The organism is Neobacillus niacini (genome assembly GCF_031456445.1).
GTDB lineage: Bacteria > Bacillota > Bacilli > Bacillales > Cytobacillaceae > Neobacillus > Neobacillus niacini_I.
In genome coordinates this window covers 1-15307 of the sequence record NZ_JAVDUQ010000041.1, presented here as the reverse complement: position 1 = coordinate 15307, position 15307 = coordinate 1, and the positions used below count along the sequence as shown (strand labels likewise).

18 protein-coding genes are annotated in these 15307 nt (G+C 34.7%); 3 read left to right on the top strand and 15 right to left on the bottom strand.

Features of this window, described 5'->3' with window-relative positions; all coding sequences use genetic code 11:
- Positions 1-139: 139 nt before the first annotated feature.
- Positions 140-304, bottom strand: a complete 165-nt coding sequence (locus tag J2Y67_RS23955) for a hypothetical protein (RefSeq protein WP_310178021.1) — start codon at positions 302-304, stop codon at positions 140-142.
- Between the two features lie 28 nt (positions 305-332).
- On the bottom strand, positions 333-761 hold the full coding sequence (locus J2Y67_RS23950) for a hypothetical protein (RefSeq protein WP_310178020.1): 429 nt from the start codon (positions 759-761) through the stop codon (positions 333-335).
- An 894-nt stretch (positions 762-1655) separates the two neighbouring features.
- Between J2Y67_RS23950 and J2Y67_RS23945 the strand changes: the two genes are divergently transcribed.
- The gene (locus J2Y67_RS23945) at positions 1656-1853 is read left to right on the top strand and encodes a hypothetical protein (RefSeq protein WP_310178018.1); all 198 of its coding nucleotides are present in this window, start codon (positions 1656-1658) and stop codon (positions 1851-1853) included.
- Between the two features lie 275 nt (positions 1854-2128).
- Here the strand turns inward: J2Y67_RS23945 and J2Y67_RS23940 are convergent, their stop codons facing one another.
- Positions 2129-2977 (bottom strand): pyridoxamine kinase, encoded by an 849-nt coding sequence (locus tag J2Y67_RS23940; RefSeq protein WP_310178017.1) that lies wholly within the window; start codon positions 2975-2977, stop codon positions 2129-2131.
- Positions 2978-3225: 248 nt separating this feature from the next.
- Here J2Y67_RS23940 and J2Y67_RS23935 point away from each other — a divergent pair, with 248 nt between their 5' ends.
- Positions 3226-3768 (top strand): ECF transporter S component, encoded by a 543-nt coding sequence (locus J2Y67_RS23935; RefSeq protein ID WP_310178015.1) that lies wholly within the window; start codon positions 3226-3228, stop codon positions 3766-3768.
- Positions 3769-3998: 230 nt separating this feature from the next.
- Here the strand turns inward: J2Y67_RS23935 and J2Y67_RS23930 are convergent, their stop codons facing one another.
- The 5 genes from J2Y67_RS23930 to J2Y67_RS23910 all read right to left on the bottom strand — a co-directional run bounded on the left by J2Y67_RS23930 (position 3999) and on the right by J2Y67_RS23910 (position 6813).
- Complete coding sequence (locus tag J2Y67_RS23930) at positions 3999-4853, bottom strand: alpha/beta fold hydrolase (RefSeq protein WP_310178014.1); 855 nt, start codon at positions 4851-4853, stop codon at positions 3999-4001.
- A gap of 196 nt (positions 4854-5049) precedes the next feature.
- A complete protein-coding gene (locus J2Y67_RS23925) occupies positions 5050-5526 on the bottom strand; it encodes a DinB family protein (protein WP_310178012.1) in 477 nt (158 codons plus the stop codon).
- Between the two features lie 52 nt (positions 5527-5578).
- The gene (locus J2Y67_RS23920) at positions 5579-6073 is read right to left on the bottom strand and encodes an HXXEE domain-containing protein (RefSeq protein WP_310178010.1); all 495 of its coding nucleotides are present in this window, start codon (positions 6071-6073) and stop codon (positions 5579-5581) included.
- A 74-nt stretch (positions 6074-6147) separates the two neighbouring features.
- On the bottom strand, positions 6148-6507 hold the full coding sequence (locus J2Y67_RS23915; protein ID WP_396954136.1) for a VOC family protein: 360 nt from the start codon (positions 6505-6507) through the stop codon (positions 6148-6150).
- A gap of 21 nt (positions 6508-6528) precedes the next feature.
- On the bottom strand, positions 6529-6813 hold the full coding sequence (locus tag J2Y67_RS23910; RefSeq protein WP_310178004.1) for a gamma-glutamylcyclotransferase: 285 nt from the start codon (positions 6811-6813) through the stop codon (positions 6529-6531).
- A gap of 388 nt (positions 6814-7201) precedes the next feature.
- Here J2Y67_RS23910 and J2Y67_RS23905 point away from each other — a divergent pair, with 388 nt between their 5' ends.
- On the top strand, positions 7202-8644 hold the full coding sequence (locus J2Y67_RS23905; RefSeq protein WP_310178003.1) for a L,D-transpeptidase family protein: 1443 nt from the start codon (positions 7202-7204) through the stop codon (positions 8642-8644).
- 287 nt (positions 8645-8931) lie between these two features.
- On the opposite strand, the gene J2Y67_RS23900 is transcribed toward J2Y67_RS23905, so the two are convergent.
- The 7 genes from J2Y67_RS23900 to J2Y67_RS23870 all read right to left on the bottom strand — a co-directional run bounded on the left by J2Y67_RS23900 (position 8932) and on the right by J2Y67_RS23870 (position 15095).
- Entirely contained in the window at positions 8932-9117 is a 186-nt protein-coding gene (locus tag J2Y67_RS23900) for a DUF1643 domain-containing protein (RefSeq protein ID WP_310178001.1), read from the bottom strand.
- 431 nt (positions 9118-9548) lie between these two features.
- Positions 9549-10118 carry a hypothetical protein gene (locus J2Y67_RS23895; protein ID WP_310177999.1) on the bottom strand — a complete coding sequence of 190 codons (570 nt, stop codon included), beginning with the start codon at positions 10116-10118 and terminating at the stop codon, positions 9549-9551.
- 332 nt (positions 10119-10450) lie between these two features.
- A complete protein-coding gene (locus tag J2Y67_RS23890; protein ID WP_310177997.1) occupies positions 10451-11554 on the bottom strand; it encodes a threonine synthase in 1104 nt (367 codons plus the stop codon).
- 73 nt (positions 11555-11627) lie between these two features.
- Entirely contained in the window at positions 11628-12002 is a 375-nt protein-coding gene (locus J2Y67_RS23885; RefSeq protein WP_310177995.1) for a RidA family protein, read from the bottom strand.
- 10 nt (positions 12003-12012) lie between these two features.
- Positions 12013-12663 (bottom strand): helix-turn-helix transcriptional regulator, encoded by a 651-nt coding sequence (locus J2Y67_RS23880; protein ID WP_310177993.1) that lies wholly within the window; start codon positions 12661-12663, stop codon positions 12013-12015.
- A gap of 287 nt (positions 12664-12950) precedes the next feature.
- Positions 12951-13670: a cytochrome c biogenesis CcdA family protein gene (locus tag J2Y67_RS23875; RefSeq protein ID WP_310177991.1), complete on the bottom strand. Its 720-nt coding sequence runs from the start codon at positions 13668-13670 to the stop codon at positions 12951-12953.
- Between the two features lie 603 nt (positions 13671-14273).
- The gene (locus J2Y67_RS23870; protein ID WP_310177990.1) at positions 14274-15095 is read right to left on the bottom strand and encodes an ATP-dependent DNA ligase; all 822 of its coding nucleotides are present in this window, start codon (positions 15093-15095) and stop codon (positions 14274-14276) included.
- Positions 15096-15307 lie beyond the last annotated feature (212 nt).

Below are 15307 nucleotides of genomic sequence, written 5' to 3'. Positions count from 1 at the left end.
CATGGGGAGGATTCTGATGGTTTTTTCCAAACGAAAAAAACCAGAGGAACCCTCCCTCCCCTTTCTAGTAAAACAAGGGCAATACTTATAAGTTATGAAACTCGAAGACATAAAAAAGACCATCTATTGACAGTCCTGCTTAATGCCTACTTTTCCAATCATCATAAAAATCCTTAATGGTTGAATGGATTCCATTTAGAGTCATTAAAATTAAGTAGAGCATCATTACCGTAGCAATTTCCTTTGTAAAAAATGCAATAATTGCAATAACAACTATCCAAAAGTAAAACATCGTTTTATTCATTTAAAAAAATCCTCGCTTCCCTTTATTTCTATCCAAATTTTAACACAATAGTAAACATCACCTTCGTCCCAAGCGTTACTGCGTTTTTTCGTATCCCGCTTACCTTCCTGTCTTTGCGTAGTATTCGCGGCATACGATTAAAGCATAGTAGCTTATGCTCAGGTAATGATAATATATAAGGATTTAAATAGCCTTTTTTCCATTGGTTTTCATTAATCGAAAAATTACAATTCTTAATTGAAATAGTTAAATACCTTATTATTAGAAGTGTAATTACAAAGGAAAATCCTCTGAATGTTAAACCGAGAAGAGAGAATGATTTCTTATCTTTTAATAAATGTACAATAAATACAATTCCAAAAAATATCCATAATATTTCACTTATAATCAACATTGGTGCATTAGATACACTTTCTATTTCTTGATGTACTTCAATAACTCTTGTAATACTGGGCAACTCCAATTTCCCCCTGAGATTTCATTTAATTTTCATCCTGTTTCCCTTTTGTACAGCAATTAAAAAATACCAACCTCCTATAAATTGAGATTTGTGGAAATCACTTCCCAAAATTCACTTTAATTATATAGTTAACCATTTTCTATTAAAAAGCAATTCCTTTCAAAAAATATAAATTACCCTACATGGTTTCCCGCCAAAGACTCCTTGCTCAATTATAATGTCTATTTAGCAAAAAACGTCTCACTTAATAAAGAAACGCTCCAGTTATTTATATTAGAATTTTTATTTTTTAATAATCTGATTAAGCTAATGAAATGTACCATCCTTGACATAGTTTTTACTAATGAATGACATACAGTTTACCTCTTCGTAGGTTCTGAATGATCAAAGAATAACGGTCATTTTCTAAACAATTAAGATTATTAAAAGAGATACAAAACAAAGCATTCAATTTATGTATGAAAGGACTTGAAGCCTCTAGTGGAAAAGACTTTATCAAGTATTTAGTGAGGAGGTCGGAAAAAGTATAAATTTAACAGTCTGGGTAGGACCAGGACATGTACAAGATTTTGTAAATGATATTCCGAATTGTATGGTTATCGGTTCTGAAAATGTTGAAATAACAAAAATGATTGTTCATGAGCTTAATAGTGATTTAATCAAATTTTATTATAGTCAAGTCCTTATTGGCAATGAAATAGGGCGGCAACAAAAAATGCTATGTGAATTGTAGCAGGCATGTTATTCCGTATGGTTTTTACCAAAATTGGGCTTTTTTCATATCATCGATCAGGCAGAAAAGTAGTGATAAAATATAATTTTTACAAAATTCAGATATTGTCTTATTATATTTATAAGTGAATGTGTATAAAAATAACGGAGGCAAAAAATGTGAACAAGAAAAATAAGGTTGTTAGCTTAAAAAAGTATAAAAAAATGAAAAGAAAAAGAAAAAATATTGAATTGTTTGTGGTTATCCCAGTATTTCTAACAATTGTTTTTGCCTTGTTTGCATCACATTTTTTTACACTGAATAGCAACCTGGAAATTCAAACATTTACTGATACTCATGCAAATTTCCGTAAATAAAACTCTATGAGTATATCTTTACTTTTTCCATTTTCGGAGTCTGGGGCAAAAGTAATTGCCTAAGTTCTAGGGATCTAAAACCAAGTTAAAGTGTTAACGCACTGTGGGTCTGGCAGTAGCTACAATTGATAGTTTTATTGAAAGAATTCAAGACATACCAAGGGTTCATAAATGATTTTTAGTCAAAGGTTGAATAATAAAAATATAGGGTAAGTAAAAAACCATAGAACATTTGAGTAAACAAAGTTTCCATGGTTAATACTGAAGTTAGATATTTAAAATAACATTTTCAAATATTTTTCGAAGTTAACTCCTTCTACACTAGGAACTTGCTCTTTGGAGGAATCCTGGATGGCCGCTGTCAGAAATGCCTCTGCAAGCTGTACAGATTTTTCCAAGCTCTCCCCGCGCATCATGCTTCCCATAATCACAGATGCAAATAAATCACCAGTACCAGAATAGCTTTTACCATTATACTCCTTCGCACGATAAAAGGTATTGCTTCCGTCCAAATACATATTTCCGATATACTGCTTATCTGAATCTGCTGACGGTGGATTAATTCCAGTAATAATAACCTGAGCACCAGTTTCTTGCTGCAAAATATCCCCAGCCTCTTCGACGGCTTTTAGATAGTCCGTTTCATTTGAATAGCGATGCAGTTTTTCATAAGACTTTCCGGATAATAAACAACACTCCGTAACATTTGGTGTAATCACATCTGCACGCTTCACAAGTTCTCTCATTAGTACCAGCAATTCATCGGTAAAAAGCTTATAGACTTCTCCTAAATCCCCCATTACCGGATCAACAAGTAAAATGGTTTCGTTTGAATGAAATTTTTCTAAAAAAAGAAAAATATTATGAATTTGCTCTTCACCGGTAACGAAGCCTGTATAGATTCCATCAAAGGTAACCTTAAGCTTGCTCCATTCCTCTATGAAATATTTCATTTTAGAAGTAAAATCTTCACAAAAAAAACTTGGATAACCAGTTTGCGCCGTCAATATTGCCGTTGGTAAAGGACATGCCTGTACGCCCATTACCGAAAGAACCGGAATCGCAGCTGTTAATGAACATTTTCCAAAAGATGATAAATCCTGTATTACCGCAACTTTTTTCATCATAACCTCCATAAGGCTGTCCGTCTTAAACTTTATTCATATTACCACAAATAAAGAATCTGGAAAATCCCCAAAGGATACTAAAAGAGTTTTGGGCAGCTAAGAGAGGCTATTGGTGCCCCTTCCTCAACACTATTAATTTCGACATTTCCCTAACTGACCTTATAGTTTTTTAAAAAATTGGCGCTTTTATAAATACCAGTCATTTGCTAAAATCATAGAAAATTCCGTTAAGAAGGGTTAGAGATATGCAAAATACACAAATTTATTCAAAGCCAGGTTATAAAACTTTTGATTTAATTATTACCGCAATGTTGATTGCACTTGTTTTCCTATCTACTTTCTTTTTGAATATTAAACTGCCAATTGCTGCAAATGGAGGTTTAGTTCATCTAGGGACAGCGATGCTTTTCATTGCCTCGATCTTATATGGTCCTAAAAAGGCATCTCTTGCTGGCGCGATCGGAATGGCATTATTTGATCTAGCCGGAGGCTGGGCGTTGTGGGCACCGATCACCTTTGTGTCGCGTGGTCTACAAGGATATATCGTTGGTAAAATTGCTTGGTCAAATGGCCGAAATGGGAATAATATTGGTTTTAATTTAATTGGAACAATCGTTTCAATGCCCGTTATGATCGCTGTTTATTACATTGGTGAAGGGATTCTATACGGTAATTGGGTTGCACCTGTAGCGTCGATACCTGGAGACCTCGTTCAAAATGTATTAGGAATTATTATTGCACTTCCAGTTTGTGTTGCATTGAAAAAAGTTTCTTATTTTAAGCGATAAAATTAACACAAAAAGAGGATGTTCCAAAAAGTCTTAAATCTAAGTGCCTGACCCCCAGCGAGCTAAAGCGTTAACGCAATAGTCATTTTGTTGAAAAAAATAGTGCTACGGGTTTTGGCCCGGCTAATCCAAGTAAGTTGGGGTTTTCCTAAAAAACTCAATCCAGTCGACACGAGCATCAGCTATACGTTCATCAAATAAAAACCCTTGCAGGGCAAGGGTTTTTATTATTATGATTCAAAAAATTTTTCAATAATGGTAATTTGCTCCCCGGTATTTAATGCAGGGGCATGGCCTAATTTCGGGATGGTGACCATTTGACAATTCGGTTTTTCCCTCATTTTTTCAGCGACATCAAGCGGCAATACATCGGAGATCTCTCCGCGAATAAGTAATACTTTGGCCTGAACGGCTTCCCAATAGTTCCAGAGATTTAAATCTTCAACGTGCTGGAATTGCAGTGCAATGTTCGGATCATAATCCGGACCGACACCGCCTCCATCTTTTCTCCTGCAGGAAAACCGGGTAAAATCCATCCAATCCTGCTCATTAGAAAGACCGAATGTGGCATAAATGGTTTGAAAATAGGTTTTTAATTCGCTAACGGTTTTAAATTGCGGTGGAACTGCAACATAGCTAATAATCCGCTTAATCCCTTCAATATTTTGAACCGAATTTTCCAGCGCACCTGCGCCGATGTCATTTAGAACTAAATGGGTGATGCGCTTTTGCCACTCCGGGGTGCCGGCAATCCGCATGCCGATTGCTCCCCCCATGGAAGTCCCTATCCAACGGACTTGTTCAATTTCTAACCGATCCAGAAGACCAATGGCCAGGCTACTGTATACTTCAAAGCAATAATCCTTTTCAGGGGAAGAACTCCACTGGCTCCATCCGCGCCCGATCGTATCAGGACAAAGAACATGGTATTCTTTTTTAAGAAAGCTTGCGATTTTGTCGAAATCCCGCCCATTCCGGGTTAGGCCGTGCCAGCAAACAATGGTTGGGTTGTTTGGATCCCCCCATTCAGTAAAATGGACTTCCATACCATGAATCGTTTCAAATCTGGTTTTAGGAGAAAACATACAGATACCTCCCCTTTATTAATAGTTTCTCCATCAACCTATATATTCGATTCTTTGTGAATGTATTCCTACAAGTTAACCTATGAATTTATTATAAAAAAGAGCTAGAGGGGAAATGGAATCTAGATGAAAATTTGTTAAGAAACGTATTTCCTGTAACATTGTAGGTCATAGTAAGTGTGCTTCAAGTTTTTAATTAACCTTTCAATCTTAAGAAAAAAATATAATCTGTAGACACTCCTTCATATCCTAGCTGCCGTATCATCGTTGAAATATTCCCTCTATGGTAGGTTCCATGATTGGTAATATGCCGAATTAACTCATCAATACTATTTTGGAACTGTTCTCCTTTTGAATTTTCGTACTGTACATTTTGTAAAAAATCATAATGATTTATAATAAAACCTTTCATATTATCGTGAAGTTCAAGAAAATATTCTTTTGTTTCTTCAATTCCTTTCAAATCAATGGTTTTGGTTAAAGACTCAGGGTTGAACCTTTTAAACCATTGTTGATCAATGTTAAAAATATGATTAAATGTTGCAGAAATCGAAGGAAATGTTCCGTTAAGCTGTTTTGTATACGTCCCAGCTGGAAATTCTTTCATTCGATTTAATAATTTTAAATTTGCCCAGTTATGGTAACAAAGCAGCTGTATAGACTCTTCCATCATATTTGAACCTCCGTGCTATTTTTATAATTTGATATTTTTATGGAGTTTTGTTTTAGAATTTAGAAGCACTTTTCATTAAAGGCGGGAAAAACAAAGCGAACAAAAGAACACCAATTGGTATACTAATCCAGATATCCTGAACAATCAGGATGTTATTTTCGAGGAACACATAATAAAACCATACACCATATGGAATAATGAATAAGATCGAAGTAATGACACCAGGTGTATATCTTTTTAAAAATAGGGACTGGCCTATATGGGTAAAGGAATGAAGAAAGAACCCAGCAAATAACCCTAAATACAGCCACTTATACCATTCGTGAAATCCATTCAAAAATACAAGTATCGTAGCAAGTGAGATTAAAATAAACTCAACATATACAACCAATGAAAACTGATTCGTTTTCTTGGCAAAATTCTTTTCAAAAAAGGTACTAGCCCTTTGCGGAAGAATGTTAATAAGATCATCCATATTTTTAGAAACCCACTTTTCAACTACGATAATTTCCTCGAAGTCATGGATGCCGAAAATGATTGGAAACAACCAAATAAGAAGAACAGTCAATTGATCGATAGGAATCCCTCCAATTCCCTGCGAGATAAGCAAGTATTATTCAACTAATTTCTTGAGACTAGTCGGCTTTCAACATAATTAGATACCTCGATTAAATTCATGTCGGGGTCCATGAAATAAACTGAATGAATTTTACCTACAGCTCCTGTACGAACAACAGGACCTTCTAAAATACTGATATGGTAATTCTCTAGTTCTTGAATGACCTTTTTGATTGGAGTATCCGTTATAAAACACAGATCAGACGAACCGGATGTCGGTATGTTCGCCTTTGGTTCAAATTCATTTCCTGTTTGATGGAGATTTGTTTTCTGAGATCCAAATTGAAGAGCTTTTCTGTCCTCACCAAATATTTGGACCTCCATCCCCATTACTGTTGAGTAAAATTTACATGTTTCTTCAATATTTTTAATATACCTAGATTGTTATCCTTTCATTCCAAATTTATTTTGCAAATCATCCACAAGTTTTTGGTAGTAACTGTCACTTACAAAACCTTTTGCCCCTCGAAGAATTTTCGTAACAAAGTGCATTGGCGGGGCCACTTCCCCTGCTTTATCAACGACTAAAAACGTTAAAACATTTCTATAGGTTTTTCCATCAATCGTTACATCTATAAAAGCAGGCCGATAAATGTGGGCAGCCACACCCTCTCTTCGATACAAGTAGGTTAATGTATCACGGGAAATGCGATAGACTTTCCCTTCCACATACTCAACCGATTCAATTAGATCCGCCCTCCCCCCATCATATGCTTTTCTCGTATACGCTAAGCAATAATTCTTCGCTACACCTTAAAAATAAATTACTGATGTTTAACATTATACCGATCATTCACATTTTTTGGTTTTATTTTTTATTCCACAAAATGGCCCCGTTTGCGGAAGACTGATCTTATTGAAAATCAATAGAATTCTGCAAAAGGTCTAATTAAAAATTTAAACTTCCACAAAAACCGACAATGATCGAATATTTCATTTAGTAGAATAGTAGTACGAATTACCTATTTTTTAAAAAATTGGTAACTAATAACACAATATTAATTGTTTATGATCATATGATGTTTATAGCGGAAAGTCAGGTATAGGGGGATACTTTATGGAAAGCACGACAAATAATCAAGAAATTGAGAAACAACGCGTAAAATCAGCTATGTGGTATGCAAACTGGAGGTTTATTACAACAATCATCATCCTTATTATTGCGCTCTTCATTGCAGCAGACAGCTACTATCAGGCAAACCATTTTAATTCACAAATCAAGATTAATGGCATCAAAGTCGGTGGAATGACCTCTGATCAGGCACTAAAAAAATTAAAAACAACCTTATTAAAAAATGTAGTCTATGTTGGAGATCAACAAATTATAGATGGAAAAGACACAAAGATGGTATTTTCGGATAAGGATCTGCCAGATGTCAAAAAATTATTAAAGAGCCAATGGACTTTTTTTCCTTCTTCAAAAGCGAAAGATTTTACGTTAATACCCAGCAATCAGGATCAGTATCAAAACCAGACGTTGAAAAAACAGGTGGAAGAAAAGCTACTATCCATGAATAAGGTTTTAAAAGCGCCACAAGATGCGGTGGTTCGTTTGAAGCAAGGCAAAATTATTGTCGCAAACAGCATTCCTGGAGAGCAGTATGATGTCGCCAGCCTTTTGAAGGACTTCGAAAGGCACAAATATATGAGTGAGATCCGTCTCAATCCAGTATACATACAGCCAATTAAAGAAGACAGCGAGTTTGTAAAAAATCAACAGAAAATGTTTGAAGAATTCCTTTCTCAGATCGTCGGTTACAAGGTGCAGGATAAAGTTTTTACCTTAAAAGCGAGCGAATTAATTAAAAATGCATCTATTTCAAAAGATTTACAGATTAAGATGGATGATGCGGGTGATATTAAAAAAAGAATAGCCAACATTAACAATGCCCAATCCACATTAAATAAGGATTTTACATTCAAGACCCATTCAGGTTCGGTGATATCGGTTAAAGGTAAAGGCTATGGCTGGGCCATAAAGGTTGAAAAAGAAATACCTCGTATTATGAAAGCTTTTGAAAATGGGAAGAAATCAGTTTCCGCCTCAAATATTTACGGACATGGCTGGAATGATGAAGGCTACGGATATGACACAATCGCCAATAATGGTATTGGCGATACGTATGCTGAAGTCTCCATTGCAGAGCAACGGATTTGGATATACAAAAATGGAAAATTAATCGTCACAACGAATGTGGTTACTGGTACACATAGTACCCATCATGATACATCACCAGGCGTGTGGTATATACTCTATAAGCGATCCCCTTCCGTATTAACGGGCAGAGAAAACGGAAAAATCACTTATCAAGTAGATGTTAACTATTGGGCTCCTTTTACAAATGACGGACAGGGGTTCCACGATGCCAGCTGGCGAGGCAATTGGGGAAGAATGGCCTATCTTACAGATGGATCACATGGCTGTGTCAACACACCGCCAAGTATTATGAAAACTGTGTATGACAATCTCAGCCCCTATGAGCCGGTTGTTATTTATTGAAGTATGGAAGGATACCCAAAAAATATAACCTTTTAGGAGCAATTGGCTCTTTCTTTTTAAAGAATGATTGGTTTGGAAAATTAATATACAAGAAAATAAAAAACTGTAGAAGGCAACGCCCAATGGGTTAGTTGCCTTTTTTTAAAACCTGTTGCGAAATACAATCCACATGGCTTGAGTGTTGGTCGCAGACATATTGATGTAGTGGTGTTTACCTTTTTAATTTTCTATAAAAATTCTACAACAATCGCGCTCTTTAATGGAATAACTAAAATATGGGCAATCGCTCATAATGAACCAGCTCCCCATTTTTTCGCAAACCCGATACATCTTTTCGTTGTACGGTCATCTTCGTATGCATCTGCTGTACTGGGGTTCAACATTATAAAAACTACCTTCTTAGAGTTATAAATGTCCCAAGTCCTTATCAATGAATAACGATATATTCCTTTCAAAACGGCATCCTTATGCATCAGAAACACCTTTTCTATAGTCTTATATACTGTAATAGCATTAAATTAATCCCTCAATAGCCTTTAAGCCCCTTGCAAATGTGTTCACTTTTGATTGTAAATAAATATGTATAATTAAAATCCACCTTATATTACTACAAATGTATATGTCTTCTTTCGTTTTCAAATAAAAATATCCAACACCTTTAATTAAAGATGTTGGATGACTTATGTAAAATATTAAAGATTTGAAACCATTTCCAGAAAATCTAACACTCTAGCTTCTACGCATTTATCTTGCTTATATAGTTTTCACATAACATTATGCCGACACTTACAACAACAACGGAGTGGAGTACAATCCATACTTCTATATTTAACTATTTTCCTCGCTAAGGAGTAGTATATGTTTACGAACTTGGTTCGAAGACCAAATTTAGAATAAAATATTCCTAAATAGTTTCAACTGGTATACCGTTAATACATTGACTAATAAATGAAAACCACTTTCCTTCAATTTCATTTTCAGTATCCATTTCTTTAATCTGTTCATATGTTAAGCTTTTAGCAACATGATTATTCAGTTTTTTCTTTACATTACTCTCTCCATATCGAGTTAGACTAGCCACTAAATTAGGCACATCATCATTAGGACCAAAAACCAATTCAGCTAACCCATAAAACCCTTTTATAGCATCAGGATGAATATAATTTTCAATCTCTCTTTTTGTCGTTAAATAAGCTACCGAACCATCATTTCTTTCTCTAACTTTTTTACACCACTTCTCATACTTAGGTTCTTTACCTTCTTCCACAATATCTCTGTCATAAATATGTATCTCGGGGACATTTAATTGTTTCAAATATTGATTTTCAACCCAACCTCTTAATGTATCTCCTCCACAAGGAATAATCACTACATCATCAGAATTAGATAAATCTACAATTTGAGGATTTTCTCGGGCAATTATCGAACTTAATATTTTTAAAATACTTAAATCATTAGGTCCCTCAACAAACACAGCTACCTTTACTCCTCTACTAATAGGTGATGCAAATACACCTAGCGTTTCAGCTATTTTAGAAAATCTAACAAGGTTTTGGGCTAAAATTAACTTTTTAATTTATCTAGTTTCTTTCTTTTTTACTAATCTGACCAGTTAGTGATACAAGAAAAAAAGCCGTAGCTACGGCTCTTTGTTTCGCTAAAGCACCCGTTACTTTAAGTGTAATTCTTCACAATCTATAACCTTTAATATTTTGCACTTCTAAAACTCTTACTAACAACGAAAATTAAAATAAATAAAAAAAGTGGTAGTTCTATTGATAATCTACCGCTAACTTAATATCGCAGTTATTTTGATTTAATTCCTGCACCACAAAGAGGTATTATAATTTTTTCATCTGGTACTTTCTTATATTTTAAATAACCTGCATAGTTTGCAGCTGTTGTTACTTCAACATAGAAACCTTTATCAGCAAGCATTGCCCGTGCACTCAGAATTTCATCCTCCTTAATGTCAATAAATAAACCATTTGTTTCACGTACCGCTTCTAAAATTTGTCTTGAGCGTGCTGGGGCTGCAATGGCAATACCTTCTGCTAAAGTACCTTTATTGGTTACAGGTTCTGCTATATCTAGTCCATTTTCATATGCACTCATAAGAGGTGCACAGTTTACTGCTTGGATTGCAACAATCTTAGGCATTTTATCTATTAATTTATTTTCAAATAACTCTTTAAAACCATTGTACGCACCAAGTACAAGTGTACCATTACCAACTGGGATGATTAATGCATCTGGCACTCCTTTTAATTGCTCGTAGATTTCATAAGCGTACGTCTTAGTTCCTTCATAAAAATAAGGATTATACACATGACTTGCGTAAAAAACTTTTTCGTCGACTACTGCTTTTTGCGCCGCAGCTGCAACGTTTTCTCGTGTACCATGAATTTCTTTAATCGTTGCTCCATAGGCTTTTATTTGAGCGATCTTTTTCGGTGAAGTTTCATCACTTAGATAAATATCACACGCAATATTACAACGTGCTGCATATGCCGCAATGGCTGTTCCTGCATTACCACTACTATCAGCAATTACCTTTGATACCCCTAATTCCTTCGCCTTCGTCATCAAAACAACGGCTCCTCGATCTTTAAAGGATAATGTAGGCATCATATAATCAACTTTTACATACGTATTTGGCTCCATAGGATCTAGAACGATTAAAGGTGATTGACCTTCACCCATTGTCACGGATTCCCATGTCTTAGAATCTTTTGCAAATGGCATGGATTCAAAATAGCGCCATAATGAGTTTGGATAGTTATTCCAAGCAGCAACATCAACTTTTGGGGTATCTTTTACTATGTTTAATACTCCGCCACATTCACATTTCCATATAGTTGGTGTAATATCATGCTTTTTGCCACAACTGATACAAATAAATTGTTCCATCATTTATTAATCCTTTCAAATAATTTTTTATAGGAATTAGATTTTTTTATATAAGACAGGTAAAAAAATATAACTAAATATATGCAATGGCATCAATTTCAATTTTGAATCTAAAATGTAATTCATTAGTTGGTACCACGGTACGAGCAGGTTTATGTTCACCGAAAAATTCCTTATAAACAGCATCTACTTTATCCCATAATTTCACATCTGGAATATATAATGTCATACGCAAAATCTGCTCTTTTTTACTTCCAGCTGCTTCTACAATCATTTCCACATTTTTAAGTGCTTGTAATGTTTCTTCTTCAATGGTGCCAAATTTCTTTTCACGGGTTTCTGGATTAATGGCAAATTGTCCTGAGACATAGACAGTATTCTGATGAACTGTTGCTAATGCATAGTGTCCATTTGATTTTAAATTTCCTACTTCAAAGATGTTTTTCATTTGATTCTCCTTAACTTGATTTATTTTTGATTTCATCCAAATAACTATAAACTGTTACTTTGGAAATTCCTAACAAAGATGCGACCTTCTCAACAGATCCTTTCATTAAGAAAATGCCTTTTTCGTCCATAAATCTTATTAATTCAATCTTTTCATGGCGTTTCATGACTGGATGTACACTGTTTTGAATGATTTGTTTAATCAATTGATCCACTATTCCTTCAACATTTTCAATATCATCATCTGATTTTGTTTCATTCTCTTGAACTTCAACTTGTGTTGAAAGAAAAGTATTCATAAATTGTTGCATTTGATTCAGTGCTTCAACATCAAAATTTATGCAGAAAGCGCCAATCACTTTTTGCTTGGAATCACGTATTAATGAAGTCGAAGAACGAATAGTACGCTTATCTTCTGTTACAAATGTATAACCTGCAAGATAATCTTCTTTAAAGTCTTCTGATCGTAATACAGTCTTCACTAGGTGATCAAATGATTGACCGATTTCTCTTCCTGTAACATGGTTATTTACTGTAAACATTACAGATGCTTGAGGGTTCGTCAAATCATGAATAACGACTTCACAGTTCGGTCCAAACATCTTTGCAGTAGATTTTGCTATAGGGATAAAACTCTCTAATACTTTCTTACTCTCTTCCATGTCTAACTACCTCATTTTTTAAAGTCCATTTAATTATATATTTTTTTATATAGAAGTAGCAATATGTAGATTTTTTTATATAATTTTAAAAAATTCCTCTTAAGGATGAGCAAATCACCTAAAAATGAATATCCCCTCAGAGTTAGTTGATTAGATAGGCTATCTTTAACTAAACTGCCCAGATATCCCAATAAAAAAGCTGTCAATAATGACAGCTTTGCTCTTCAACTCTTGCACCCGTTAGCTTAAGTGTAATCCTTCACAAACCTGCCCCTTTATTTAATTAACTAAAATCCCTGAAAATCTCCGAATATCGGTTGTAATAATGAATTGATAAGTGTCAATTTGTCAAAATACAAAATAATTCCCATAACTATCATAATTACCCCGCCAATTTTCATTACAGTGCTGCTGTATTTTTTTAACCACGATAATTTAGTAATGAAAAATGCCATTAAAAGAAACGGAATACTAAAACCTAAAACATAAGCTGTCATATACCATAGACCCTGTGATGGATTTGCACCTACAAGTGCTAATGTAGCTGCTAAAATTGGACCCATACAAGGTGTCCAACCTACTGCAAAAGCTAATCCAATTACCACTGAACCTAAATAACCAGCTGGTTTATTTTGAATGTGTAGTTTATGCTCCTTCATCAAAAACTTTGGTTGGAGTAACCCAATAGTAATTAATCCAAAAACGACCATTAAAATAGCACCAATTTGTCGAATTAAATCTCCATATTGAAAATACCAAGTCCCTAATAAAGTCTCACTTCCTGTTGTTCCGAATCCAAGCACTAAATAAATTATTGAAAATCCAAACAAAAAGAAAAGTGTATGAAAAATTGCTTTACGTTGTCGTTTTAATTCACCACTTTGTATCTCTGCTACACGCATTCCCGTAATATACGATAAAAATGCAGGATAAAGAGGAAATACACAAGGCGATATAAAAGCTAATGCACCTGCACCGAATGCAAGTAAAATAGAAATGTCCGCCATCAACGCACCCCTTATAATAATGTTAATTTTTAGCAATTCTAGTATAACATACCTTTTTCTTAAACTCCCTCAGTTTAATACGAATGCTAACCTGCCCCGTTAGTAGAACAAGAAAAAGAGCCGCAGTTACGACTCTTTGTTAAACTCAAGCACCCGATAGTTTAAGTACAAAACTTCACAATCTTGGATTACTTTCAATTTGACGAAAAAGATTCATTACAGATCTTTCCAAAAAGTGTAAAATATAGACTGATAGAAAACAAAGGAGTTGTTCAAATTGTTATCATTTTATTATCAACGCTATAAGTTGTGGTTTTGGCTTATTTTGTTCTTAGCTTTTGAAATAGGGGCAATTTCTAAATCCTTTTACTCTCCATTGTGGGAAGTTTTACTCAACGCTGTTATAGGCTCAATTTGTGTAGGGATATATATTCGCTTAAGGTTTCTCAAACAAAAGCAAAAATGAACCTAAATTAAACTGTACTATATAAAAACCATTCTTCAATTAACCTGCCCGTAAGCTTAAGTGCAATGCTTCACAACCTTATATGTATATCCACAATAAAGGGATGAAATCATTTCGATTTCATCCCTTGAAATTTTTTAATTCCATTGTACAAATGACGGGATCCGTAGATATCCAGCTTTAGTGAGATTCCTATACTTCACACGGCATTTTATCGGTTCGATAAACGTAAATTTATCATCCTCTGAAACGACTTTCTTCATTCTATATAGGTTTTTACGTTCAGCCAGTGGCATAAATTCCATTAAACCAGCTGGTTTTCCCTCCAGAAAGTTTAGCAATACCCCAAATTCACCTTTTCTGAGCCCCATAATCATCACTTCATCATATTGATAATTAATCACCTTAAGCCATGATTGACTACGTTTTCCTACCTCATAACGTGAATCCTTACGCTTTTGAAGTATGCCTTCTAAACCTTGCTGTCGGACCAAATCAAAGTAAGCAGAACCATGACCCTCTATATATTTAACTTTTACTACTAAACTTGTATCTTGAGTAATTATTTCGTCTAGTAGCTGCTTCCTCTCCATCAATGGCAGAGAAGAAACGGACTTACCTTTATATTGAATGACATCAAAAACAACATAACTTAACGTGGCATTCTCTAAATGGGTTCGTCTTGACAGAAACCTCGCCATCATGGCTTCAAAATCAGGTTTACCGTATCGATCAGTAACGATAATCTCTCCATCCAGCACTATCCCATCAGGGATATCTATATTTAATAATTCCGGAAACTTAGCCGTAACCTCATTGTTGTGGCGAGTATAAAGCTTCACCTTATTATCAAACTTGGAAAGGATTAGTCTTATTCCATCCAGCTTTAATTCCGTAATATATGAATCATCTTCAAACGGTTCATTTGTTTTTTGTAATAGCATTGGTGCAATAAACACTTAGACCACCTCAATATAATTGTACGATACAATTACGATGGATTCATTGGTAACAAATTTACATAAATGGAAGTCTCAACTTTGGCCTAAAAAACAATTCTGATAAAGGCTCTCTTTTTCATACAGATAGGTAAGGGTTTGAAGTTATCGCTCCCTTTTCCCCCCGTCCACACCGTACAAGCGACTTTCACCGCATACGGCGTTCCAACTAT

Coding starts and splice junctions, on each gene's coding strand:
- J2Y67_RS23955 (WP_310178021.1), bottom strand. CDS start 304: ATGAATAAAACGATGTTTTACTTTTGGATAGTTGTTATTGCAATTATT.
- J2Y67_RS23940 (WP_310178017.1), bottom strand. CDS start 2,977: ATGAAAAAAGTTGCGGTAATACAGGATTTATCATCTTTTGGAAAATGT.
- J2Y67_RS23935 (WP_310178015.1), top strand. CDS start 3,226: ATGCAAAATACACAAATTTATTCAAAGCCAGGTTATAAAACTTTTGAT.
- J2Y67_RS23930 (WP_310178014.1), bottom strand. CDS start 4,853: ATGTTTTCTCCTAAAACCAGATTTGAAACGATTCATGGTATGGAAGTC.
- J2Y67_RS23925 (WP_310178012.1), bottom strand. CDS start 5,526: ATGATGGAAGAGTCTATACAGCTGCTTTGTTACCATAACTGGGCAAAT.
- J2Y67_RS23905 (WP_310178003.1), top strand. CDS start 7,202: ATGGAAAGCACGACAAATAATCAAGAAATTGAGAAACAACGCGTAAAA.
- J2Y67_RS23900 (WP_310178001.1), bottom strand. CDS start 9,117: ATGCATAAGGATGCCGTTTTGAAAGGAATATATCGTTATTCATTGATA.
- J2Y67_RS23890 (WP_310177997.1), bottom strand. CDS start 11,554: ATGGAACAATTTATTTGTATCAGTTGTGGCAAAAAGCATGATATTACA.
- J2Y67_RS23885 (WP_310177995.1), bottom strand. CDS start 12,002: ATGAAAAACATCTTTGAAGTAGGAAATTTAAAATCAAATGGACACTAT.
- J2Y67_RS23880 (WP_310177993.1), bottom strand. CDS start 12,663: ATGGAAGAGAGTAAGAAAGTATTAGAGAGTTTTATCCCTATAGCAAAA.
- J2Y67_RS23875 (WP_310177991.1), bottom strand. CDS start 13,670: ATGGCGGACATTTCTATTTTACTTGCATTCGGTGCAGGTGCATTAGCT.